The sequence below is a fragment of the Bradyrhizobium sp. HKCCYLRH3059 genome (genome assembly GCF_051168035.1).
In the GTDB taxonomy this organism is placed as follows: Bacteria; Pseudomonadota; Alphaproteobacteria; order Rhizobiales; family Xanthobacteraceae; genus Bradyrhizobium.
On the sequence record NZ_JBNPUF010000013.1, the window covers coordinates 58,296 to 80,306 of the forward strand.

The 22,011-nt window shown below is 66.7% G+C and carries 26 protein-coding genes; 14 read left to right on the forward strand and 12 right to left on the reverse strand.

Going from position 1 to position 22,011, the window contains the following annotated elements; all coding sequences use genetic code 11:
* Positions 1-40: 40 nt before the first annotated feature.
* The 3 genes from ACQR13_RS30235 to bla all read right to left on the reverse strand — a co-directional run bounded on the left by ACQR13_RS30235 (position 41) and on the right by bla (position 1,611).
* The gene (locus ACQR13_RS30235; RefSeq protein WP_315718375.1) at positions 41-367 is read right to left on the reverse strand and encodes a c-type cytochrome; all 327 of its coding nucleotides are present in this window, start codon (positions 365-367) and stop codon (positions 41-43) included.
* A 41-nt stretch (positions 368-408) separates the two neighbouring features.
* Positions 409-570 (reverse strand): hypothetical protein, encoded by a 162-nt coding sequence (locus ACQR13_RS30240; protein WP_315718376.1) that lies wholly within the window; start codon positions 568-570, stop codon positions 409-411.
* A 141-nt stretch (positions 571-711) separates the two neighbouring features.
* Positions 712-1,611, reverse strand: a complete 900-nt coding sequence (gene bla, locus ACQR13_RS30245) for a class A beta-lactamase (RefSeq protein ID WP_316165107.1) — start codon at positions 1,609-1,611, stop codon at positions 712-714.
* Positions 1,612-1,705: 94 nt separating this feature from the next.
* On the opposite strand from bla, the gene ACQR13_RS30250 reads away from it, so the two are divergent.
* The gene (locus tag ACQR13_RS30250; RefSeq protein WP_315718404.1) at positions 1,706-2,590 is read left to right on the forward strand and encodes a LysR family transcriptional regulator; all 885 of its coding nucleotides are present in this window, start codon (positions 1,706-1,708) and stop codon (positions 2,588-2,590) included.
* Between the two features lie 78 nt (positions 2,591-2,668).
* Here the strand turns inward: ACQR13_RS30250 and ACQR13_RS30255 are convergent, their stop codons facing one another.
* Positions 2,669-3,625: a helix-turn-helix domain-containing protein gene (locus ACQR13_RS30255; protein WP_434844123.1), complete on the reverse strand. Its 957-nt coding sequence runs from the start codon at positions 3,623-3,625 to the stop codon at positions 2,669-2,671.
* Positions 3,626-3,816: 191 nt separating this feature from the next.
* Between ACQR13_RS30255 and ACQR13_RS30260 the strand changes: the two genes are divergently transcribed.
* Positions 3,817-4,833 (forward strand): carbon-nitrogen hydrolase family protein, encoded by a 1,017-nt coding sequence (locus ACQR13_RS30260; RefSeq protein ID WP_315718379.1) that lies wholly within the window; start codon positions 3,817-3,819, stop codon positions 4,831-4,833.
* Positions 4,834-4,848: 15 nt separating this feature from the next.
* Here the strand turns inward: ACQR13_RS30260 and ACQR13_RS30265 are convergent, their stop codons facing one another.
* Positions 4,849-5,310 carry a PEGA domain-containing protein gene (locus tag ACQR13_RS30265; RefSeq protein ID WP_316226296.1) on the reverse strand — a complete coding sequence of 154 codons (462 nt, stop codon included), beginning with the start codon at positions 5,308-5,310 and terminating at the stop codon, positions 4,849-4,851.
* A gap of 114 nt (positions 5,311-5,424) precedes the next feature.
* Positions 5,425-6,360: a glycine reductase gene (locus ACQR13_RS30270; protein ID WP_434863507.1), complete on the reverse strand. Its 936-nt coding sequence runs from the start codon at positions 6,358-6,360 to the stop codon at positions 5,425-5,427.
* 192 nt (positions 6,361-6,552) lie between these two features.
* Here ACQR13_RS30270 and ACQR13_RS30275 point away from each other — a divergent pair, with 192 nt between their 5' ends.
* The 9 genes from ACQR13_RS30275 to nadC all read left to right on the forward strand — a co-directional run bounded on the left by ACQR13_RS30275 (position 6,553) and on the right by nadC (position 14,196).
* Entirely contained in the window at positions 6,553-7,518 is a 966-nt protein-coding gene (locus tag ACQR13_RS30275; RefSeq protein WP_409977993.1) for a transglycosylase SLT domain-containing protein, read from the forward strand.
* Positions 7,519-7,639: 121 nt separating this feature from the next.
* The gene (locus ACQR13_RS30280; protein ID WP_434845190.1) at positions 7,640-8,386 is read left to right on the forward strand and encodes an AzlC family ABC transporter permease; all 747 of its coding nucleotides are present in this window, start codon (positions 7,640-7,642) and stop codon (positions 8,384-8,386) included.
* Positions 8,383-8,727, forward strand: coding sequence for an AzlD domain-containing protein (locus ACQR13_RS30285; protein ID WP_434845189.1), 345 nt, complete (start codon positions 8,383-8,385; stop codon positions 8,725-8,727). The genes ACQR13_RS30280 and ACQR13_RS30285 overlap by 4 nt, the downstream gene beginning before the upstream one ends.
* 78 nt (positions 8,728-8,805) lie before the next feature.
* Positions 8,806-9,282, forward strand: coding sequence for a tRNA (N6-threonylcarbamoyladenosine(37)-N6)-methyltransferase TrmO (tsaA, locus tag ACQR13_RS30290; RefSeq protein ID WP_434863508.1), 477 nt, complete (start codon positions 8,806-8,808; stop codon positions 9,280-9,282).
* Positions 9,283-9,717: a hypothetical protein gene (locus tag ACQR13_RS30295; protein WP_434863509.1), complete on the forward strand. Its 435-nt coding sequence runs from the start codon at positions 9,283-9,285 to the stop codon at positions 9,715-9,717. It abuts the gene before it with no gap.
* A gap of 69 nt (positions 9,718-9,786) precedes the next feature.
* Positions 9,787-10,746 carry an NUDIX hydrolase gene (locus tag ACQR13_RS30300; protein ID WP_434863525.1) on the forward strand — a complete coding sequence of 320 codons (960 nt, stop codon included), beginning with the start codon at positions 9,787-9,789 and terminating at the stop codon, positions 10,744-10,746.
* Between the two features lie 68 nt (positions 10,747-10,814).
* On the forward strand, positions 10,815-11,801 hold the full coding sequence (gene nadA, locus ACQR13_RS30305) for a quinolinate synthase NadA (RefSeq protein WP_434863510.1): 987 nt from the start codon (positions 10,815-10,817) through the stop codon (positions 11,799-11,801).
* Positions 11,798-13,351 carry an L-aspartate oxidase gene (locus tag ACQR13_RS30310; protein ID WP_434863511.1) on the forward strand — a complete coding sequence of 518 codons (1,554 nt, stop codon included), beginning with the start codon at positions 11,798-11,800 and terminating at the stop codon, positions 13,349-13,351. Before nadA ends, ACQR13_RS30310 begins: the two co-directional genes overlap by 4 nt.
* The gene (nadC, locus tag ACQR13_RS30315) at positions 13,348-14,196 is read left to right on the forward strand and encodes a carboxylating nicotinate-nucleotide diphosphorylase (protein WP_316194851.1); all 849 of its coding nucleotides are present in this window, start codon (positions 13,348-13,350) and stop codon (positions 14,194-14,196) included. Before ACQR13_RS30310 ends, nadC begins: the two co-directional genes overlap by 4 nt.
* Here nadC and ACQR13_RS30320 read toward each other — a convergent pair whose 3' ends face one another.
* From ACQR13_RS30320 to ACQR13_RS30335, 4 genes are all read right to left on the reverse strand, one after another.
* Positions 14,197-14,622 (reverse strand): HIT family protein, encoded by a 426-nt coding sequence (locus ACQR13_RS30320; protein WP_315718389.1) that lies wholly within the window; start codon positions 14,620-14,622, stop codon positions 14,197-14,199.
* Positions 14,623-14,682: 60 nt separating this feature from the next.
* Entirely contained in the window at positions 14,683-15,891 is a 1,209-nt protein-coding gene (locus ACQR13_RS30325) for a GNAT family N-acetyltransferase (protein ID WP_434863512.1), read from the reverse strand.
* Positions 15,892-15,993: 102 nt separating this feature from the next.
* Positions 15,994-16,746 (reverse strand): glycerophosphodiester phosphodiesterase, encoded by a 753-nt coding sequence (locus ACQR13_RS30330; RefSeq protein WP_434863513.1) that lies wholly within the window; start codon positions 16,744-16,746, stop codon positions 15,994-15,996.
* 75 nt (positions 16,747-16,821) lie between these two features.
* The gene (locus tag ACQR13_RS30335; protein WP_434863514.1) at positions 16,822-17,289 is read right to left on the reverse strand and encodes a RidA family protein; all 468 of its coding nucleotides are present in this window, start codon (positions 17,287-17,289) and stop codon (positions 16,822-16,824) included.
* A 205-nt stretch (positions 17,290-17,494) separates the two neighbouring features.
* Between ACQR13_RS30335 and ACQR13_RS30340 the strand changes: the two genes are divergently transcribed.
* A complete protein-coding gene (locus ACQR13_RS30340; RefSeq protein ID WP_315718393.1) occupies positions 17,495-18,352 on the forward strand; it encodes a cell envelope integrity EipB family protein in 858 nt (285 codons plus the stop codon).
* Positions 18,353-18,360: 8 nt separating this feature from the next.
* Here the strand turns inward: ACQR13_RS30340 and ACQR13_RS30345 are convergent, their stop codons facing one another.
* Both ACQR13_RS30345 and ACQR13_RS30350 read right to left on the reverse strand, forming a co-directional pair.
* Complete coding sequence (locus ACQR13_RS30345; protein ID WP_434863515.1) at positions 18,361-19,668, reverse strand: DNA polymerase IV; 1,308 nt, start codon at positions 19,666-19,668, stop codon at positions 18,361-18,363.
* Positions 19,665-19,964, reverse strand: a complete 300-nt coding sequence (locus tag ACQR13_RS30350) for a DUF3572 domain-containing protein (protein WP_315718395.1) — start codon at positions 19,962-19,964, stop codon at positions 19,665-19,667. Before ACQR13_RS30350 ends, ACQR13_RS30345 begins: the two co-directional genes overlap by 4 nt.
* 217 nt (positions 19,965-20,181) lie before the next feature.
* On the opposite strand from ACQR13_RS30350, the gene ACQR13_RS30355 reads away from it, so the two are divergent.
* Together ACQR13_RS30355 and ACQR13_RS30360 are read left to right on the forward strand one after the other, a co-directional pair.
* Positions 20,182-20,547: a response regulator gene (locus tag ACQR13_RS30355; protein WP_008964019.1), complete on the forward strand. Its 366-nt coding sequence runs from the start codon at positions 20,182-20,184 to the stop codon at positions 20,545-20,547.
* A gap of 12 nt (positions 20,548-20,559) precedes the next feature.
* Complete coding sequence (locus ACQR13_RS30360; protein ID WP_315718396.1) at positions 20,560-21,981, forward strand: PleD family two-component system response regulator; 1,422 nt, start codon at positions 20,560-20,562, stop codon at positions 21,979-21,981.
* Positions 21,982-22,011: the final 30 nt, after the last annotated feature.

The following is a 22,011-nucleotide window of genomic DNA, read 5'->3' on the forward strand; positions in this document are numbered from 1 at the left end:
GTACAAGTCCCGTTCCACGCCAGCGGAGCGCGCCGGCGCGTCACCGCCGTTTGGGGCGGACCTGGATCGCCTTGAGGTAATTGACCGCGGCCTCTGCCTCGGGCCGATCGAACTGGAAGCTCGGCATGTCCTTGTGAATGGTCGACAGGCCGGCCTGCAGCCGCTGGGCGAAATCCTCGTCGTAGAGCTTGCTGTCACCGAAGGTCCTGAACGGGGGCGCGTCGGGGTGCCGGCTGGCGCCTGTGAGACCTACCGCATGGCATCGGCTGCAAAGGCTTTGCAAGAGCGCTTTTCCACGCTTCTGCTCGCTGTCCAGCGCATGGCTGGCGGTCGACGCGAACGCCAGCAGCAGGCAGGCGGACCCCATTCGTCGTCTCATGAACTCGTTCTCGCGTGTCTTGCGCCCGGCTACCAGCGGCCCTCGGCCTTGCTATAGGCATATAGGGCGATCAGCCCGATCGTCACCAGGGTCGAGCCGATCAGGACGATCCGGTCCCAGCGCAGCTGTGTCTCGTCGTCCCGCTGCAAGGTCAGCAGGGAGAACAGGGCCTTCATGGCAAAGCGGCGCATCGGATCGATCCCGGCAGCGGCCGCACATTCCGATGACGTGGGCCGGCCGCAGCTTAGCCTGCCCAATCGTTGCGCCGCCATGGCGAACATCTTGGGTCTGATGTCCGGCTTCCGGAGGGGCTCGGAAGCCGGATGCTGGAACTACCCAGCCTGTCCCATCACGACGTCTGCAACCGCCCGCGCGACTTTCGCGATCGTTGCGTTGCGATCCTCGGGAGACGCCTGTGAACCAGTCAGATAGGCCGTGACCAGAACCGGTTTGCGGCCCGGGGGCCAGAGAATGCCGATGTCGTTGGTCGTGCCGCGGTCCCCAGCGCCCGTCTTGTCGGCGACGCGCCAGTCACGCGGCACACCGGCGCGAAGCCGAGTGTCGCCGGTCTTGTTGGCGATCATCCAGTCCGTCAATCGCTGGCGCATATTCGTCGACAAGACCTCGCCAAGGAGCACGCGGCGCAGGTTCTGTAGCATGGCGGCCGGACTGGTCGTGTCGCGAGGGTCGTCGGCCAGCGCCTCGTTGAGCTCAATTTCCCAGCGGTCCAGGCGGCTGATCTCGTCGCCGATCGATCGGGCAAAACGCGTCAGACCCGCAGGACCGCCGATCTGCCGCAACAGGAGATTTCCCGCGGTGTTGTCGCTCTGGGTGAGCGCAGCTTCGCAGAGCTCGGCGAGTGTCATGCCGCGGCCGACGTGCTCCTTGGTCACCGGCGAATATGTTACGAGATCCTTCGCCTCGAACGGGACGCGCGTGTCGAGATGCAGTTCGCCGGCGTCGACGCGCTTCAGGACAGCCGCGGAAGCCAGACACTTGAACGTGCTGCACATCGGAAAGCGCTCGGCCGAGCGCAGGCCCGCCTCGAACCCGCTTTCGGAGTCGAGGACGGCGATGCCGAGCCGTCCGAGGCTCTCGCGCTCGATGCGGGCGAGTTCCCCTTCCAGATGCGCCCTTCGGTCGGCCGCCGCCTTCGCCGCAGGTGATGGCAGCCCGCTCGCCGCAGCCGCCATCCCGAGGATTCCAAAACCCAGACGCCGTCTCGTCAGCATGTTCATTCTCCAGTGACTGCGCGAACCTGCCGAACGAGGTGACGACTGACAAACGATCATTTATTCGTCGAGCCATGAGCAGAACTTGGTCATCATGCCCATCCGCAGCCATCTCCCTTTGAACGCCTTGCGGGCCTTCGAAGCATCCGCCCGGCATCTGAGCTTCACCAAGGCAGGCTTGGAGCTCAGGGTCACGCAGACCGCGATCAGTCACCAGGTGAAACAGCTCGAGCAGATGTTGGGCGCTCACCTGTTCCGGCGCCTGCCGCGTGGCCTCACGTTGACTGACGAAGCCCTGGCTCTGTTTCCCGTCCTCAACGATGCGTTCAGTCGCATCAGCGGCGCGATCGATCGCATCGAAGCGAAGGGAACCCGCGAGGTCGTGACCGTCGGCTGTGTCGGCACCTTTGCAACGGGATGGCTGTTGCAACGCCTCGACGGTTTTCGAGATGCGCACCCCCATATCGACCTGCGCCTCCTCACCAACAACAACCGCATCGATATCGCCGGAGACGGGCTCGACATCGCGCTTCGCTTCGGCGACGGATCCTGGCACGGCACTGAGGCCATCCATCTGATGTCTGCCCCGCTGTCGCCCGTCTGTCATCCCGATGTCGCGAGTCGTCTGCGCGCGCCGTCGGACCTCGCGGGCGAAAATCTCCTGCGGTCGTATCGCGCCGAGGAATGGCCATTATGGTTTGCAGTCGCGGGCGCTCCATGTCCGATGATCCAGGGGCCGATCTTCGACAGCTCCGTCGCGATGGCCGAAGCGGCCGCGCGCGGCGTCGGCGTTGGCCTGGTTCCGATCGCCATGTTCAACTGCGAGCTCGAGACGGGTCGGCTGGTCCGGCCGTTTGCGGCTGGGGTCGCCGCCGGTTCTTATTGGCTGACCTGGTTGAAGTCGAAAGAACCGACGTCCGGCATGCTTGCCTTTCGTGACTGGCTGGTCGACGCCTTGCGCGCCGATCCGCCGCGCTGACGGCCGGGCGCCACCGCGCACAAGCCGAGGGCGCGAACAGCGCCACGAGGCGCGTGAGGCGGGCGCGTTGCGGCCAGCTCAGCGCTTTACGGCGCTGCGCCGCCACTCGCGTGGCGACAGGCCGAACTGCTCGCGGAACACGCGGCCGAAATGCGAGAGGTCATTGAAGCCCCAGCAAAACGCGATCTCGCTGATCTGACGATGCGCCAGCATCGGCGAGCCGAGATCGCGCCGGCACTGCTTGAGCCGCTCGGCCAGAACGAAGCGTTGGAACGACGTCTCCTCGTCCGAGAACAGATCATTGACGTAGCGCGTCGATAGCCCGAGCTCGCGTGCGATCTCCGGCAGTGAGAGGCCGGCGTCGGATAGTCGGGTGCGGATGTGCGCCTTGATCCGATAGAGCAGCGTTGCGCGATGGCTCGAGGCGGGCAGGGGTTGTGCGCGCAGCCGCTCGGCCAAGGTCATGGCGAGCAGGTCGGCGGCCTGGTTGGCGAGAGGTTCGGCATGCTCGGGGCCGATGTGCTCGGCGCGCTCGCAGAGCCTGACGATGAACTCATGGGCGAGGGGCTGGAGCGGGCTGTCGGGGCCAAAGCTGATCGCCGTCACGGTCTCCGTCGGGCCGATCCGGCGCTGCAGCATCTCGCGCGGGAGCTTGAACACGATCTGCTTGAACGCGGCGTCGAACTGCAGCTCATAGGGGCGGGTCGTGTCGTAGATCGCGAACTCGCCGGGCCGGATCACGGTGTCGCGGCCATCCTGGACGACGCCGCCGATTCCCTCACGTCCGAATGCGACGAGAACGAAGTCGGCATCCGCCCGGGAGATCCGCTGCGAGGTCCGGTGCACGCGCTGCCGGTCCGAGGCAACCTCGGAGCAGACAGCCCGTCCCAACGCGGTATGGGTCACCGAGCCGCGAAACGCGCTGCCGAGATCGGACGTGCAATCGAGCCCGACATAGACGTCGCAGACGATGTCCTGCCACCGCGCCAGCCGGCGGTGGCCCGGGCTTCCGTCGGTGGTGAACAGGATCGGCATCGCTCCGTCTCCCCCTGCACCTCTGCCGGCTTGAACTGTGGCAATGCAGCAAATTCCGGGCCGGCTGGGGTCTTCGTCTCGGCCGCAGTCGAATTTTCGTTCCCTGGCAGACGAGCGCGAAAGCCGGCTGGCGTCAATAGTTGGCCCGGTCGCGGCGCCACCGCCGCGCACGGCATCAGGGAGCAGCAGCGATGGGACTGGCACATCCGAAATACAAGGTGGCGGTGGTGCAGGCGGCACCGGCCTGGCTCGACCTGGACGCCTCGATCAAGAAGACCATCGCCCTGATCGAGGAGGCGGCCGACAAGGGCGCCAAGCTGATCGCGTTTCCGGAGGTCTTCATCCCCGGCTATCCCTGGCACATCTGGATGGACTCGCCGGCCTGGTGCATCGGTCGCGGCTTCGTGCAGCGCTATTTCGACAACTCGCTGGCCTATGACAGCCCGCAGGCCGAAGCGCTGCGGGCTGCCGTGCGCAAGGCCGGGCTGACGGCCGTACTGGGACTCTCCGAGCGCGACGGCGGCAGCCTCTACATCGCGCAATGGCTGATCGGCCCGGACGGCGAGACCATTGCCCGGCGCCGCAAGCTGCGGCCGACCCATGCCGAGCGCACCGTCTACGGTGAGGGCGACGGCAGCGACCTTGCTGTGCATGATCGTCCCGACATCGGCCGGATCGGTGCGCTGTGCTGCTGGGAGCATCTGCAGCCGCTGTCGAAATATGCGATGTACGCGCAGAACGAGCAGGTGCACGTCGCCGCGTGGCCGAGCTTCTCGCTGTACGATCCGTTCGCGCCGGCGCTCGGCGCCGAGGTCAACAACGCCGCCTCGCGCGTCTATGCGGTCGAGGGCTCGTGCTTCGTGCTGGCGCCGTGCGCCACCGTCTCGCAGGCGATGATCGACGAGCTGTGTGACCGGCCCGACAAGCACGCGCTGCTGCATGTCGGCGGCGGCCACGCCGCGATCTTTGGTCCGGATGGCTCTTCGCTCGCCGAGAAGCTGCCGCCGGAGCAGGAAGGCCTGCTGATCGCCGAGATCGATTTGGGCATGATCGGCATCGCCAAGAATGCCGCCGATCCGGCGGGACACTATTCGCGCCCCGACGTCACCCGGCTGCTGCTCAACAAGAAGCCGCTCAACCGGGTCGAGCAGTTCGCGTTGCCGGTCGACACGGTCACTCCCGGCGAGGCGCCATCGGCGGCTGGCTGACAGGCTTGGCGGGCGCTAGGTCCCGGCCTCCGGTTGTGCCGGCGGCGGGGCTGACCGCCGCGGCGGCCGCTGCGCACGGCCTGCCGGCGCCGCCATGCGCGGCTGCAAGGTGACGATCACCGGGTTCGGCTTGTGGTCGGTCGCCGCGCCAGTCGCTGCGTCCACACCCATGCCGATCAGGCCGCCCGCCAGGATGTTGCCGGCGAAGCCGGCCGCGCCGGTCGCCGGGATGTCCTTGGTCAACGGGATGATCTGGGTCTCGTAGCCCGGTTTTTCGATGGTGACGGAGATGTCGGCATTGCGTTTGGCGACGAACGAGCAGGGCGTCGTGCAGGTCATCGGCGCTTCGAGACCGGCGATCGTGGCTTCGGCCCCGGACGGCGTCGACGCGACACTGATCGTCTCGGTTGTACCCCGCGTTACGGACGCGCAGCCTCCCAGCGCGGCGCACAGCGCCACCAACGCTACAACTCTCATTTGGTACTGCCCCCTTCAAACCCGGGGGAACTCAAGCGCAACTGGAGCGGGACGGCAAGCGCAATCAGCATTATCCGAAGAAATTCCCGGGCGAGTTTCGCGCGAGTGTGGCTTTCACACCTGCTTTCCACGAACCTGCCGCGCGATCGCCTTCTGCGCATCGAACTCGGCGCGCCGCCGCGCCAGCTCGTCCGGCGCGAGCATGGCCGGATTGCTGTAGTCGCGCTTCCAGCCGTGATCGTCGCTCCAGTGCAAAGGCGATTGCACGGTCGTGCGTGCGGCTGGTGAACTCTCGAGGACACGCAAAGCCAACTCGAGCGTGAAGGCCTGTGAGGCCGCGTCGTGCGGCTTGCCGGCGGAATTGCCCAGTGGAAAATCCGAGAACAGGAAGCGCGGCGCGGCGGCGTGCTCGACGATGTCCTTGGCGCAGCCCATGACGACGGTCGCGACGCCGTTCGCTTCGAGATGCCGTGCCACCAGGCTCACGGTCTGGTGGCACACCGGACAGTTCGGCACCAGCACGACGGCGTCGATCTCGTCGGCGCGGCAGCGCGCGAGAATCTCTGGCGCATCGGTCTCGATCGTGACGCGGTGGCTGCGATTGGTCGGCGCGCCGAAGAAGCGCGGTCCGACCGCGCCGATGCGGCCTTCACCTGCCAGCCTTAGGAGCTGTGGTAGCGGAAACCAGGTGCCGGAATCCTCCGCCGAGGTGTGCGCGCGATCATAGGCGATGTGGGAAATGCGCAGGTCGTGCTGCGCCGACGTGTCGCCGTCATAGACGGAGTAGAACTTGGCGCCGCCATTATAGGGCGCGCCGGGGCCTTGATCGCCTTTGGCGGGATCGAAAGGCGCGGCCGTGGTGACAACGGTGACGCGCGACTGCGCGAGCGGCTTGCGCAAGGGATGGAACGGCGCCGACGTGTAGTGAGCCCAGCGATAGGGCGTGTCATAGCCGATTGCGAGATAGTAGTCGCGCGTGCGTGCCATGTAGGACAATGGCGCGTCGCTTTCGGGCGCGAAGCCGAGTCTGTCGTCGGTCGGTGCGGTCATCCGTCGCGCTCCCTGCGGCACTCGGGGATTGCTAGCCGGCTCGTTCGCTGTGTCAAGGCGCCGCGCGGTGGAACCCCGCATGGTCTTCGGCTTTGTCTGTCGGCAGAATTCAACCATTGCACCGCGCTCACGATGCTTTCCATGGTTTCGGTTGCTCGCATTGCCTGTCTCGGCCTTGCCTTGATGCTGACCATGCCCTTGTCCGGCGTGGCGGCGGAGCAGGCCTCCGACCGTGACGCTGCCGTGCCGGCTGATCCGAAGGACGGCGCCCGGCAGGATTCGCCGCAGGAGGCTGCCAAGCCGGCAGACGCTGCGGCAGAGGGCTCGGAGAACAAGTCCGAGGAGGCCAAGGAGAGCGGTACGCGCGAGGCGATCTGCCTGATGATCGAATCCGCAGCCAAGGCGAATGATCTGCCGCTCGAATTCTTCGCTCGCGTGATCTGGCAGGAGAGCCGCTTTCAGAGCGATGCAGTCGGGCCGGTCACGCGCAACGGCCAGCGCGCGCAGGGAATCGCGCAGTTCATGCCGGGCACGGCGAACGAGCGCCAGTTGCTCGATCCGTTCGATCCGGTTCAGGCGCTGCCGAAGTCGGCGCAGTTCCTGGCCGAGCTGCGCGACCAGTTCGGCAATCTCGGGCTCGCGGCGGCGGCCTACAATGCGGGGCCGCGCCGGGTGCAGGACTGGCTCGCCGGCAAGGGGCAGATGCCCTGGGAGACCCGCAACTACGTCTCCGCCATCACGGGAGCCACGATCGATGAGTGGGCGGCCGCCGGTAACGGCGGCAAGACTCCGCCGAGCCCGCCGCCGACCTCGTGTCGCCAGCTGATGGCGATGTTGAAGCGCGCGCCGAATCCGTTCGTCACGGAGCTCGAGCAGCATGTGGCGCTGTCGGCCGCGAAACCCTGGGGCGTCCAACTGGCTGCAGGCTTCGACCGCAACAAGGCGCTCGCGATGTATTCGCGGGCGATCAAGGGGCTTGGCCCGGTCATTGGCGACCGAGACCCGAGCCTGCTGTCGTCGGTGATGCGCTCGCGCGGCAACCGCGCCTTCTACCAGGTGCGGATCGGCGCCGAGACACGGGCCGAGGCCGACGCGCTCTGCAGTCGGATCCGCGAGGCCGGCGGTGCCTGCTTCGTGCTGCGCAATCGCTCCGGATAGAGCTGCCGCAGCGCGGCGTGTGGGGGATGGCTGCGCCGGACGCAGACCCGCGCGCGCCTGATGGCGGTTGACGCGAGCGGCTTTCGCCAGCCTTATCGCGGTTCGTTCCGCTGGGCCGCCCGTGACACTTCCTCCGCTCGATTCGCCGCAATGGCATGGTTCACTGCGCGCCTTCGGCTGGGGGTTGCGCGCGACGTCAGCCACCATCCTGTCACTGGTGCTGTTCGTCACCTTCATCGGCATCGGCGCGCTCGCCCACGATACCCGTTTCAGCATGCTCTGGGCGATCCTGAGCACGGTGCTGGTATGGGCCGGTCCAGCGCAGATCATCCTGGTCTCCACGCTCGGCTCCGGCCAGACCATTCTGCAATCGGCGATCGCGGTCACGATGAGCGCGATCCGGCTGTTTCCGATGGTGGTGGCGGTGCTGCCCCTGATCCGCTCGCCGCAGACCAAGCGGCGGCACCTGGTGCTGATCGCGCATTTCACCGCCGTGACCCTGTGGGTCGAATGCTATCGCTTCCTGCCGCATGTGCCGCGCGATCGCCGCATCGCCTTCGTGCATGGGCTCGGCAGCGGCCTGATGGGGATTGCGCTGATCGCGACCATCATCGGGTATCTTCTCGCCGCCAATCTGTCGCAGACCTTCGGCGCCGCGGTGCTCTTGCTGACGCCGCTGGCCTTCCTGTTCTCGACCCTGCGCAACGCCAGGGAGCTTGCCGACGTGCTCGCGCTGGGTCTCGGCCTCGTGCTGTATCCTCTGGCCGCCCAGCTCGACAGCGGCGTCGACATCCTGGTCAGCGGCGTCGTCGCCGGAACGCTCGCGTTCGGCGCGCACAAATGGCGCGAGCGGCGGGGGCCGGCATGAGCGACTTCATCGGCGATTGGCATGCGCTCGTGGTGCTGCTGGTGGCGGGCGTGATCCCCAACCAGATCTGGCGCCTGCTCGGACTTTGGTTCGGCAGCGGGCTCGACGAGGGCTCGGACCTGCTGATGTGGGTCAAGGCGGTCGCGACCGCCATCTTGGCGGGGGTCATCGCCCAGATCCTGGTGCAGCCGCCGGGCGCGCTCGCCAGCGTGCCCTGGGGCCTGCGCTATGGTGCCGTCGTCGCCGGCGTTGCGGCCTTCATGGCGAGCCGCCGCTCGATCTTTGCCGGTGTCGTCTGCGGCGAAGCCGCGATGCTGGCCGGCAAATGGTGGCTCGGCTGAGTTGCGCGATCTTGCGCGACCGCAATTGCGGTGAGCCGAGGTTCGGATAGATTGCCGGGAGGATCCAAGGACTCCGCAATGACCACTGATTCCGATCTCCGCCCGGGAGAAGTCGCCGTCGACGCGCCCCAGCCGCGCGACGCCACGCTGTATTTCATCGGCCGCATCCGCACGCCCTGGACCTCGCGGCTCGAGACGCCGCGGCAGGGCAGCTTCGAGGGGCCGGTGTGCCGGCTCGAGATCTTCGAGCCCTGGGTGCCGGCGCTGCAGGGCGTCGACGCCTTCAGCCACCTCCAGGTGCTGTACTGGCTCAACCGGGCGCGCCGGGATCTCGTCAAGCAGAGCCCGCGCCATCATGACGGCGAAACCCGGGGCACCTTCGCGCTGCGCTCGCCGGTGCGTCCCAATCCGATCGGCGTGTCGACCGTCCGCTTCGTCGCGTTGGAAGGCAACACCGTGCTGGTGCGCGGTCTCGACTGCCTCGACGAGACGCCGCTGATCGACCTGAAGCCGGATCGCTGCGTGTTCACGCCAGGGGCGGGCGGGGCGGAATAGTTGGCGAGCGATCTGCTCCGCTTCATCTTGCGACAGCCCCATCCTGATACAGGGGTGGCCGAAGGCATCTTCCACGCCGCGTATCGTCTTCGCGACGATCCGACTACGTCGGAGCAGGATCGTGCCGAGCTGCGAGTTCTGCTATCCTGGCTCGAAGCTAATCTGGCCGTGCCGCGTCGGTTCAATCGCAGCACGTCGAAGGGATATTATCGCCGACGGACGGCCGGCGTATCGTGGCTCAAATCGACCGCGTCAGAACATGTCGCGCAAATGCGCGAGCTCGCTGCCATTCTCGAACGAAGTGGCATTCAGGTCAGCCAGATCAGGACCGATCGACCCGGCTATGTGATCTTCGAAGATGATCATCAGCTCGTGGCCGAGCCGTTTCGGGGCGAGCCGGAAGGACGGAAGAAGACTATAAAGTCAGGTCTATAAGCCAATTTTACGTAGGATCGTTTCGTCAATGCGGAATGCGAGCCACCACCGACAGTTCAGCGAACCGGGATTTGGAATGTGAACAAGCGGCCGCAGAAGACGGTGACGGCTCAGGATGCGATCACGGCGGACCTCGTCGCCGTGCTGGTGGCGGTGACCGACGGGCACCCGAAGATCATGACGATCGAGCATGCTGCGGCGCTGCCGAGCGGACCGTTTCAGTTCGCGCACCGCTCACTGCAGATGGGGCTGCGCGCCTGGGTCGAGGCCCAGACCGGCCATCCGCTCGGCTATGTCGAGCAGCTCTACACCTTCGCCGACCGCGGTCGCGGCGGCGATCCCGACGCGCCGCACCGCATTTCCATCAGCTATCTCGGCCTGACCCGCGAGGAAGAGGGGCGTGAGGGCGCGGATGCGCAATGGTCGTCGTGGTACGACTACTTCCCGTGGGAGGATCATCGCGACGGACCGCCGACGATCCTGGCCAAGATCATCGCGCCGAAGCTGAAGGCCTGGGCGCGAGCCGCCGACGAGCCGGCGCTGCAAAAGACGAGATGGCAGCGCGCCGCAATCACCTTCGGTCTCGATGGCCGCGAGTGGAACGAGGAGCTGACGCTGCAGCGCTATGAGCTGCTGTATGAGGCGGCGATGATCCCTGAGAGCGTGCGCGAGAAGGGGGCCAGCCAGCCGATGCTGCCCGGGCGCGCCATGATCGGTGATCACCGTCGGATTCTCGCCACCGGCATTGCCCGCCTGCGCGCCAAGATCAAATACCGGCCGGTCGTGTTCGAGTTGATGCCGGAAGAATTTACACTGCTGCAATTGCAGCGCAGCGTCGAGGCTCTCGCCGGCCGGCTCGTGCACAAGCAGAACTTCCGCCGCCTCATCGAGCAGCAGGAACTGGTTGAAGAGACAGGCGCAATTGCTGCCGACACGATTGGCCGGCCGGCCAAGCTGTTTCGCTTCCGGCAGGGGGTGCTGGCCGAGCGGGCGGTGGTCGGAACCAAGCTGCCGCTCTCGCGATCTTGATCTCCGGCTCTTGACACAGCTTATGCTCAGGATAAGTATAAGCCATCTTATGCTCACGGAGAGTATAAATGGTCGATCTTGTCCTGCCCGCCGTCGCGCCGAATGCATCGCTTGCTGAGCGTCTGAGCCGGGTGATCCCGCCGCCGGAATGGGCTGTCTTCGAGGACGATGTCGAAGCCATTCTGGCGCTGAAGCGCCGGCGCAATGCCGTGGTGCTGGCGCACAACTATCAGACGCCCGAAATCTATCACGGCGTCGCCGACATCGTCGGCGACAGCCTGCTGCTGGCGCGCGAAGCGACCAAGGTCGATGCCGAGGTGATCGTGCTCGCCGGCGTCCACTTCATGGCCGAGACCGCCAAGCTGCTCAATCCCGGCAAGACGGTGTTGATCCCCGACGTAGAGGCGGGCTGCTCATTGGCGGAGTCGATCACCGCCGACGACGTGCGGCTGATGCGCGCGCGCCACCCGGGCGTGCCCGTGGTCGCCTATGTCAACACGTCGGTGGCGGTGAAGGCCGAGTCCGACGTCTGCTGCACCTCCGGCAACGCGCAAGCGGTGGTCGAGTCGCTCGGTGTCGATCACGTCATCATGCTGCCGGATGAATATCTCGCGCGGAACGTCGCCGCACAGACGAAGGTGAGGATCACGGCCTGGAAAGGGCATTGCGAGGTGCATGAGCGCTTCAGCGCCGAGGACGTCCGCACGCTGCGCGACAACCATCCTGGTGTCACCGTGCTCGCGCATCCGGAATGTCCTCCAGAGGTCGTGGCGGAGGCGGACTTCGCCGGCTCCACCGCGGCGATGTCGGACTTCGTCGGAGCAAGAAGGCCGGCCCGGGTGGTGCTGCTGACAGAATGTTCGATGAGCGACAATGTCGCCGTGCTCCATCCCGACATCGAGTTCATCCGCCCCTGCAATCTGTGCCCGCACATGAAGCGGATCACCCTGAAGAACATCCGCCATGCGCTCGAGACCAACACGCACGAGGTCACGATCGATCCCGCGATGGCCGAGCGCGCGCGGCGCGCGGTGGAAAGGATGCTGGCATCATGAGCATCGATGTTTCGAAGTTGATCGGCCGTCCCGTGATCATCGGCGGCGGTGCCGCAGGTCTGATGACGGCGCTTGCGCTTGCGCCCGAGCCGGTCGTGCTGTTGTCGAAGTCGCCGCTCGGCGCGGAGGCGTCGAGCATGTGGGCGCAGGGTGGCCTCGCCGCCGCGGTTGGCGATGACGATGATCCGTCGCTGCATCTGAAGGACACGCTCGCGGCCGGAGCCGGATTGTGCGACGAGCCCGCCGCGCGCCGCATCATCGATGCTGCGCCGGCCGCCGTCGAGCGCCTCGCGCAGCTTGGCGTTGCGTTCGACCGAGGTGCGGATGGACGTTGGCGTCTGGGCCTGGAGGCCGCACACAGCCGCAACCGGATCGTGCATGCGACGGGCGACGGCACGGGACGCGAGATCATGCGCGCGCTGATCGCGGCTGTGCGGCGTTGTGCTTCGGTGACCTTGCTTGAAGGCGTCGAGGCGCGCCGGCTGATCGTCAATGACAACGCAATCCAGGGCGTGGCTGCGGCGCGCGGCGATGAGGCTCTGATCCTCGCCACGACACGCGTCGTGATCGCAACCGGCGGCATCGGCGGCCTGTTCCTCGACAGCACCAATCCGGCCGGCTGTTTCGGCCAGGGCCTCGCGCTGGCGGCGCGGGCCGGGGCCGTGCTGTCCGATCTCGAATTCGTGCAGTTTCACCCCACCGCGTTCGACGGACCGTCGCGGCCGCTGCCGCTGCTCACCGAGGCGATCCGCGGCGATGGCGCTGTCCTGATCGACGACACCGGTACGCGCTTCATGGCCGACGAGCCCGGCGCTGAGCTGGCGCCGCGCGACGTGGTGGCGCGGGCGGTATGGCGCAGCCGTGCGCAAGGCCACCGCGTGTTCCTCGATGCGCGCGACAAGCCGGGCAAGGATTTCGCCGCGCGCTATCCCGTGATCAGCGCCTTCTGCCGCATGGCGGGCATCGATCCCGCGCGCGATCCGATCCCGGTGCGGCCGGCCGTGCACTATCATATGGGCGGCATCGCTGTTGACACGTTGGGACGCAGCACGGTCGAGGGCTTATGGGCCTGTGGCGAGGCCAGCCGCACCGGCCTGCACGGCGCCAACAGGCTCGCCAGCAACTCGCTGATGGAAGCGATCGTCTGCGCGCAATGGGTGGCCGAAAGCGTGGCCGGCGCGCCGCAGCGTGCGGGCAAGCCGTGCGCGGTGGCTGCCATTCCGCCGGGGTCCGATCCGTCGGCCGTACGGCCGCTGCTGTCGCATGCGCTGGGCGTGATGCGCGAGCGCGGCGCGATCGCGGCTGCCGTCAGCAGCCTGCTTCCGCTGGCAGAGCAGGCCGGGCCCATGGCTGACCCGGCGCTGGTCGGCCTGATGCTTGCGGTCGCGGCCCATGCGCGGGAGGAGAGCCGCGGCGCGCATTTCCGCAGCGATCGTCCGGGCACGCTGCCCGTCGCGCAGCCATCCAGCCTCACTCTGCCCGAGGCGATCGCGGTTGCCCGCGACATTGTCGACGCCGAGCAGACGCCGTCCAGGAGCGCAGTGCCATGAGTCTCAATCCTCTCTCGCCCTTGCTCTACGAGCCGCTGGTGCGCATGGCGCTGCTCGAGGATCTCGGCCGCGCCGGCGACATCACCACCGATGCCATCGTCCCCGCCGAGCAGCGCGCCTCGCTGAAGCTGCGGGCGCGCCAGCACGGCGTGATCGCAGGCCTCGATGTCGCGCGCTGCGCCTTCCAGGTCGTCTCGCCGGACGTGCGCATGGAGATCGTGCGGCCCGACGGCAGCCCCGTGGCGCCGGGAGACGCGATCGCGACCATCAGCGGCCCGGCACGGGCGCTCCTGACCGGCGAGCGCGTGGCGCTCAACTTCCTCTGCCGCTTGAGCGGGGTCGCCAGCGCGACGGCGTCCCTGGTATCAGCGGTGAAGGGGACGAAGGCGCAGATCGTCTGCACCCGCAAGACCACGCCGGGCCTGCGCGCGCTGGAGAAATATGCGGTGCGCGCGGGTGGCGGCGGCAATCACCGGTTCGGGCTCGATGACGCCGTCCTGATCAAGGACAACCACATCGCCATCGCCGGCGGCATCAAGGCTGCCATCACGCGCGCAAAGGCCCATGCCGGCCATCTCGTCAAGATCGAGGTCGAGGTCGACACTCTGGCTCAGCTCGAGCAGGCGCTGACGCTGGGCGTCGATGCGGTGCTGCTCGACAACATGACGCCGGCGGAGCTCGAAACCGCGGTCGGCATGATCAGCGGCAAGGCCATCTCCGAGGCCTCGGGCCGGATCACCGTGGAGACCGCGCCCGCGATCGCCGCGGCCGGCGTCGACCTGATCTCGGTCGGCTGGATCACGCATTCGTCGGCCGCGCTCGACATCGGGCTCGACGAGGCCTGATCAGCCCTTCAGCGCCGCAATCAGCTTGGCGGCGTTCTCCTCCAGCACCTTCGGATCTTCCTTGCGGCTCGCCGGCGGCAGCAGGGAATCGCCGTTGTGGCGAGGCATGATGTGGACGTGCAGGTGGAACACCATCTGGCCGCCGGCATGCTCGTTGAACTGCTGCACCGTGATGCCGTCGGCGGCGAACGCGGTCTTGGCGGCGCGGGCGATGGTGCGCACGGCACGGCCGACGTGGAGATAGTCCTCCTCGGTGATGTCGAGGATGTTGCGTGCAGCGGCCTTCGGGATCACCAGGGTGTGGCCGGGCACGCGCGGCATGATGTCGAGGAACGCCAGCACGTGGTCGTTCTCATAGACCTTGGTGCAGGGGAATTCGCCGCGCAGGATCTTCGCGAACGGATTGTTGGGATCGTAGGCGGTCATGGGCAGTCCCTTAAGCGGTTCCTCTTGGTGCGCCTTACTCTCACCGGCACGTGTCGCCGGTCAAGACGGCTCGTCCATGCCTTTCCGGAACGGGGCGGATTCGGCGAGCTCGCGGCCGGCCTCCTCGACATAGGCGCGCTCGCGCTTGAGATAGTCGTCGATGGCCCGGCGCAGGCCGCGGTCGGCGATGTAGTGCGCGGAGTAGGTGGTCTGCGGCAGGTAGCCGCGCGCGATCTTGTGTTCGCCCTGGGCGCCAGCTTCGACGACTTGGAGCTTGTGCTGGATCGCAAAGTCGATCGCCTGGTAGTAGCAGACCTCGAAATGCAGGAACGGGTGGTGCTCGATGGCGCCCCAGTTGCGCCCGAACAGCGTGTCCGAGCCGATGAAGTTGATCGCGCCGGCGATCCAGCGGCCCTCGCGCTTGGCCATGACCAGCAGCACGTCGTCGGCCATGCTCTCGCCGATCAGCGAGAAGAACTTGCGGTTGAGATACGGCCGGCCCCACTTGCGTGAGCCGGTCTCCATGTAGAATTCGAAGAATGCGTCCCAGGCGTCCTCGGTGATGTCCTTGCCGGTCAGCCAATGGATGGTAATGCCGGCGGCCAATGCGTCGCGCCGCTCGCGCTTGATCGCCTTGCGGTGGCGCGAATTCATCGTCGCCAGGAAATCGTCGAAGGTGGAAAAACCCTGATTGTGCCAGTGGAACTGCTGGTCGGTGCGTTGCAGGAAGCCCTGCGCGGCGAGCAGCTCCCATTCGGCCTGCCGGGCGAAGGTGACGTGGACCGAGGACGCCTCGCTGATCCCGCACAGCGCCTTCAGTCCCTGGGCGAGGGCATTGCCAATCATGTCCCGGTCCTGGTCGGCGCGGATCAGCAGCCGCGGCCCTGTGGCCGGTGTGAACGGCACCGAGACCTGCAGCTTCGGATAGTAGCGCCCGCCGGCCCGCTCATAGGCATCGGCCCAGCCGCGGTCGAAGACATATTCGCCCTGCGAGTGGGACTTGAGGTAGCACGGCACGACGCCGAGGACCTCGTCACCCATCTTCGCCACCAGATGGCGCGGCGCCCAGCCGGTGCGCAGGGTGGCCGAGCCGGAGGCTTCGAGCGCCGAGAAAAACGCGTGTGAGATGAACGGATTGTAGGCGCGGCCGCAGGCGGAAGATGAGCCGGGATTGACGCGGCCCTCGGGATTGGCACAGGCGTCCCATGCTGCGGCCGGGACCTCGCTGATCCCGGGAACGGCTTCGAGCGTGATCTCAGGCGATGCCATCGAATCCTTGTCAAACGGGCCGGCACGGCACGCCCCGGCCGGGACGCTCCAGATGCCACGCCCTGAAGATCGTGCATCGCAGCAGCGAGTTCAAGGCCGGCGTCACGTCCCCGGTGTAAACCCCTCGAAGATCATCTGATCCGCATAGCGGGCTGCGGCGGCGCGCTGCTCGGGAGTGCGGACGGTCCAAGTCAGCAGCGGGCAGCCGAACACGTTGCGCGCGATCCAGGGGGCGGGCGCAGGCAGCTGCTCGATCCAATAGGCGACGAAATGCGGCTGGCTGCTGAAGCCATGCTTGAGATGCAGCATGCTGTCGCGCTGCGCCTGGGTCAGCTTGGCCCAGTAGCCGTCCTCGTAGCTGCGCTGCGCGACGATGCCGCGCGTCAGCGTCGGCATGGTCTCGCGCAAGGCGCGGACCTGGTCCGGATCGAACGACATCCCGACCACCGGGCCGGAGTAGGACGCCAGCACCTCGGCCATGCGCCGGACCAGCCGGCGATCGCCCTGGAACGTGCTCTTGACCTCGATGACCAGCGGCACGCGCCCGGCGATCAGGTTGCAGAGGTCGCCGAGCGTCATCATCTGCTCGTCGGTCTGCTTGAACTGGATCGCTTTCAGCTCTGCCGCGGTCTTCTCGATCAGCGGGCCGGTGCCTTCGGTGAGGCGGCCGAGATCATAGTCGTGATGCACCATGGCCTCGCCATCGGCCGACAGCTGGATGTCGCATTCGATGGCGAAGTTGCCGGCCACGGCGCCGCGTGCGGCGGCCGGCATGTTCTCGATGATGCCGCGATCAGCATCGTGCAGGCCGCGATGGGCGACGGGGCGGGCCGTCAGCCAGTCAGGTGCGCGCATTCGCCCCGTCCGTTTTGCTGGCGCATGATCTCGTCGGAAAACCGCCGCGCACTATTCCGGATCATGCGCTCTCTCTCACTCAACCTCGAACACGCCTTCGACTTCCACCGCCGCGTCCGACGGCAGGGCTGAGACGCCGACTGTGGTGCGGGCGTGGCGGCCCTTGTCGCCGAACGCTGCGACCATCAGGTCGGAGGCGCCGTTGAGCACCTTGGGCCCGTCGAGGAAATCGGGCGCCGAATTGACGAAGCCGCCGAGCCGGACCACGCGCACGACCTTGTCGAGATCGCCGACCGCCGCCTTGACCTGGGCGAGCAGGTTGATCCCGCAGCCCTTCGCGGCCGCATAGCCGTCGTCGATCGACACGCCGCCGCCGAGCTTGCCGGAGGCGATCATCTTGCCGTCGGCGCCGAGGCAGACCTGGCCCGACACGAACAGCAGGTTGCCGGTGCGCACGAACGGGACGTAATTGGCCACCGGCGCCTTTGGTGCCGGCAGTGTGATGCCCTGTGCCGCCAGGTTCTGTTCAACCGTACCCGCCATCTCGAATCCCCGTTCTGTCGCCTGAAAGCCGGTCCCGTGCCGGACCGCGGCCCTGTTTGGCGCAGTTGCCAGTGACATGCAAGCCGCCAGCACCGACGCGATTCCGGCGCTTTAAACGCACGTTTCCGTGAGACAGCCGCAGTTGCGACGCAATGCAGCGATCTCTAATGTGACGGTTCAGCGATACGTCCTCCGAGGAAAACTCATGGCTCATTCGTTCCGACTGTCGATGGGAGCGCTCGCCGTCGCGGCGATCACGTTCGGTCCGGCGCAGGCCGGGGCGGCGGTGCCGTTCCTGCCGCATCAGGCGCTCTATGACCTGAGCCTGGTCAAGTCGCGCGGCTCGAGCCCCGTCAACAGCGCGCGCGGCCGCATCCTCTACAATTTCTCCGGCAACGCCTGCAACGGCTACACTTCGGAATTCCGCCAGGTCTCGGAGCTCGATCTCGGTGAGGGCAAGGTGACCCTGAGCGACCTGCGCTCCACCGCGTGGGAGGACGGCGCCGGCAAGAGCTACCGCTTCAAGATCGACTCGCGCATGAACGAGCAGGCCTCCAGCCCGGTCGACGGTATCGCCGAGCGCACCGGCGATCACATCACCGTCAAGCTCAAGCAGCCCGAGGCGAAGACCTTCACGCTCGACGGCTCGACCGTATTTCCGACCGAGCAGATTCATCGCATCATCGCTGCCGCGCGCGAGGGCAAGTCGCTGCTCGAGCTGACGGTCTATGACGGCTCGGACAATGGCGAGAAGGTCTACAACACGCTGACCGTGATCGGTGCGCCCGTGCCGGCCGACAAGGCGGCCGCCAAGCCCGACGCCTCGACCGACAATGACGAGATGAAGAAGATGACGCGCTGGCCGGTGACGGTCAGCTATTATGACCGCGACGCCAAGCGGGCCGAGGGCGAGCAGACGCCAGTCTACGCGATGTCGTTCGAGCTCTACGAGAACGGCGTCTCGCGCGCGCTCGTGCTCGACTACAATGATTTCGTCATCGCCGGCGCGCTCGGCAAGTTCGACGTCAAGGACGTGAAGGACGGCAAGCCTTGCAGCAATTGACCGGGGCATCATTCCGTCTGCTCCGGGCCGTCATAGGCGATGCCGCGGATGACCGCGGCCTGACCGAACTTCTTGCGTAGCGCATCGATCGCGCGCTCGGCCGAGGCCGAGCGGCGGTCGAGCATGTCGGTGTCGGAGGCCTCCGAGCCCGGGCGCAGCGCGCTGACGCCTGCGCCCATCAGCCGGAACGCCGTGCCGTCGGTCTCGCGCGCCAGCATCTCCTTGCAGATTGCGAAGATCTTGCCGGCGAGCTGCGTCGGCGCCGCGATCGATTGCGAGCGCGTTCGTTGGCGGAAGTCCGCGGTTTTAAGCTTCAGCGTTATGGTCGACCCGGCGAGCTGGCTCGCCTTCAGCCGTGCCGACACCTTCTCCGACAGCCGCCACAGGGTCTTTTCCAGGGTCGCGTAGTCGCGGATGTCGGTGTCGAAGGTGGTCTCGCTGGAGATCGTCTTGGCGCCGCGATCAGCGACGACCTTGCGGTCGTCGATGCCGCGCGCCAGCCGCCACAGTCTGCGGCCGTCACCGCCGAACTGCTTCATCAGCTCGATCTCGTCGGCACGCTGCAGGTCGGCGATGGTGCGGAAGCCCTGGTTCGCCAGCCGCTGCTGCGTGGCGGGGCCGACGCCGAAGATGAAGCCGACGGGCTTGTCGGCCAGCATCGCCGGCGCCTCGTCCTGGCCGAGCGCGGCGAAGCCGCGGGGCTTGTCGAGATCGGAGGCGATCTTGGCGAGGAACTTGTTGCAGGACAGCCCGACCGAGACGGTGATCCCGATGCGCTGCTCGATCTCGCGGGCGAAGCGCGCCAGCACCTTTGCCGGGATCATGCCGTGGACGCGCTCGGTCCCGGACAGGTCCAGGAACGCCTCGTCGATCGACAGCGGCTCGACCAGCGGCGTCAGCGCCTGCATGGCCTGCCGGACCTCGCGGCCGACGCGGACATATTTCGCCATGTCCGGGGGAATCACGACCGCCGCGGGACACAGCTCCAGTGCCTTGAACATCGGCATCGCCGAGCGCACGCCATAGGTGCGGGCGATGTAGCAGGCGGCCGACACCACGCCGCGCTTGCCGCCGCCGATGATGACGGGCCGGTCGGCGACCTCGGGATTGTCGCGCTTCTCGACGGTCGCATAGAACGCGTCGCAGTCGATATGGGCCAGCGTCAGCGCGGGCAGGGCGCGATGGCGGACGAGGCGCGGCGAGCCGCAGACCGTACAGCGGCGCGCGCCATCATCGAGGTCCGTCAGGCAGTCGCGGCAGAAGCAGGCCGGCCCGGCGACCGTGCGCGACCCGCTCGCTGGCGCTGACTCGGTCACGGCACGTCGCGCTCCCACTGCCGGTCGCCCAATACCTGCCGTGCTGCCATGATATTGGTCGGATGTAACTTGGAGTGGGCGGCAAAAGCCTTTACCGTCTCGTCGTCGCGCAGCACGAAATCGAGCACGCTGACCAGGAAATTGGGGTCGGCGGCCGAGGATCGCAGCGTCTCCGGCCCAATCCCGGTCTCGGCCAGGAAGCGGCCCAGCCGCTCCGGTTCGCCGGCCAGGAAGCCGAGGGCCTGAACTGCAACGATTTCAGCGACTTCGCGCGGATTTCGAACGGGCTTTTTCAACGGCGGATTTGCCTTTCCGTTAACTTGTCGGCTCTACTTTGCGCCCATCATGCCCGAGTCTTCGGAATGGGTTCAAGCAAGTGGAAACCATCTCGGGGAAAGATCGAATACCGACTTAACGGCTTAGAACGAATCTGGGGCTAGTTTGAATTAGATGAGTAGCGGTGGACAGGCGTCCGCCAGAGGACATGCCGGTGTCAGTGATTCGGAGGGGCGGATGGGCAAGACCGTCCTGATCGTGGAAGACAATGAGCTCAACATGAAGCTCTTCCGCGATCTGTTGGAAGCTCACGGGTACCAGACGTCCGGTACGTCCAGCGGCGTGGAGGCGCTCGACATCGTGCGCCGGACCCGCCCCGATCTGATCCTGATGGACATCCAGCTGCCGCAGGTCTCGGGCCTGGAAGTGACGAAATGGATCAAGGACGATCCGGATTTGCGTGCCATCCCGGTGGTGGCAGTGACGGCCTTTGCCATGAAGGGCGACGAGGAGCGCATCCGCGAGGGTGGCTGCGAAGCCTATCTTTCCAAGCCGATCTCGGTCGGAAAATTCATTGAAACGGTACGCCGCTTTATCGGCTAAGGAGTTTCTGCAGTGTCCGCGCGTATCCTCGTCGTCGACGACGTCCCGGCCAACGTCAAGCTGTTGGAGGCGCGGCTGTCGGCCGAATATTTCGACGTGCTGACCGCCGCGAACGGCGCCGAGGCGCTGCAGATCTGCCAGCGCGCCGAATGCGACATCATCCTGCTCGACGTCATGATGCCGGACATGGACGGCTTCGAGGTCTGCCGCCGGCTGAAGTCGAATCCGGCCACGCATTTCATTCCGGTTGTCATGGTGACGGCGCTCGACAGCCCGTCCGACCGCGTGCGCGGCCTGGAGGCCGGTGCCGACGACTTCCTGACCAAGCCCGTCTCCGACGTCGTGCTGATCGCGCGCGTGCGCTCGCTGACGCGGCTGAAGATGATGACGGACGAGCTGCGCATGCGCGCGCTGACCTCCCTCGAGATTGGCGTGCAGGCGCCCGAGCGCAACGCGGTTGCCGACGCCGGCAAGGGCGGGCGGGTGCTGCTGGTCGACGACCGGCCGTCGTCCTACGAGCGGCTCGGGCCGATGCTGGCGACCGAGCATGCCATCGACGTCGAGACCAATCCCGCCGAGGCCGTGTTCAACGCCGCCGAAGGCAATTACGACCTCGTCATCGTTTCGCTCGACCTGAACGATTACGACGGCCTGCGGCTGTGCAGCCAGCTGCGCTCGCTGGAACGCACCCGGCAGGTGCCGATCCTCGCGATTGCGGAAGCCGAGAACAATTCGCGGCTGCTGCGCGGCCTGGAGATCGGCGTCAACGATTATCTGCTGCGTCCCGTCGACAAGAACGAGCTGCTGGCGCGCGCCCGCACCCAGATCCGCAAGCGCCGCTACACCGACCATCTGCGCGACAACGTCCAGAACTCGATCGAGATGGCGATCACCGACGCGCTGACGGGCCTGCACAATCGCCGCTACATGGAGACGCATCTTTCGACGCTCGCCGACCAGGCCGCGAGCCGTGGCAAGCCGCTGGCGCTGATGATGCTCGACATCGACTACTTCAAGTCGATCAACGACAATTACGGCCATGATGCCGGCGACGACGTGCTGCGCGAGTTCGCCATGCGCGTGCGCAAGTCGATCCGCGGCATCGATCTCGCCTGCCGCTATGGCGGCGAGGAGTTCGTCATCGTGATGCCCGAAACCGACCTGCACGTCGCCGGCATGGTCGCCGAGCGCTTGCGGCGCTCGGTCGCCAACGAGCCGTTCTCGGTGCACAAGGGCGAGAAGCGCATCGAGGTCACGACGTCGATCGGGCTGTCGACCCTGGAGCAGAAGGGTGAGCCGATCGCCGACGTCATGAAGCGCGCCGACAATGCGCTCTACCGCGCCAAGAACGAGGGCCGCAACCGCGCGGTGGCGATCGCCCCCGTGCATCAGCCGGCGCCGTTCCTGCCGCAAGCCGCCGGCCGCGGCCGCTAGAGGGGCAGGGCGGTGGAGCCGTCGGATCGT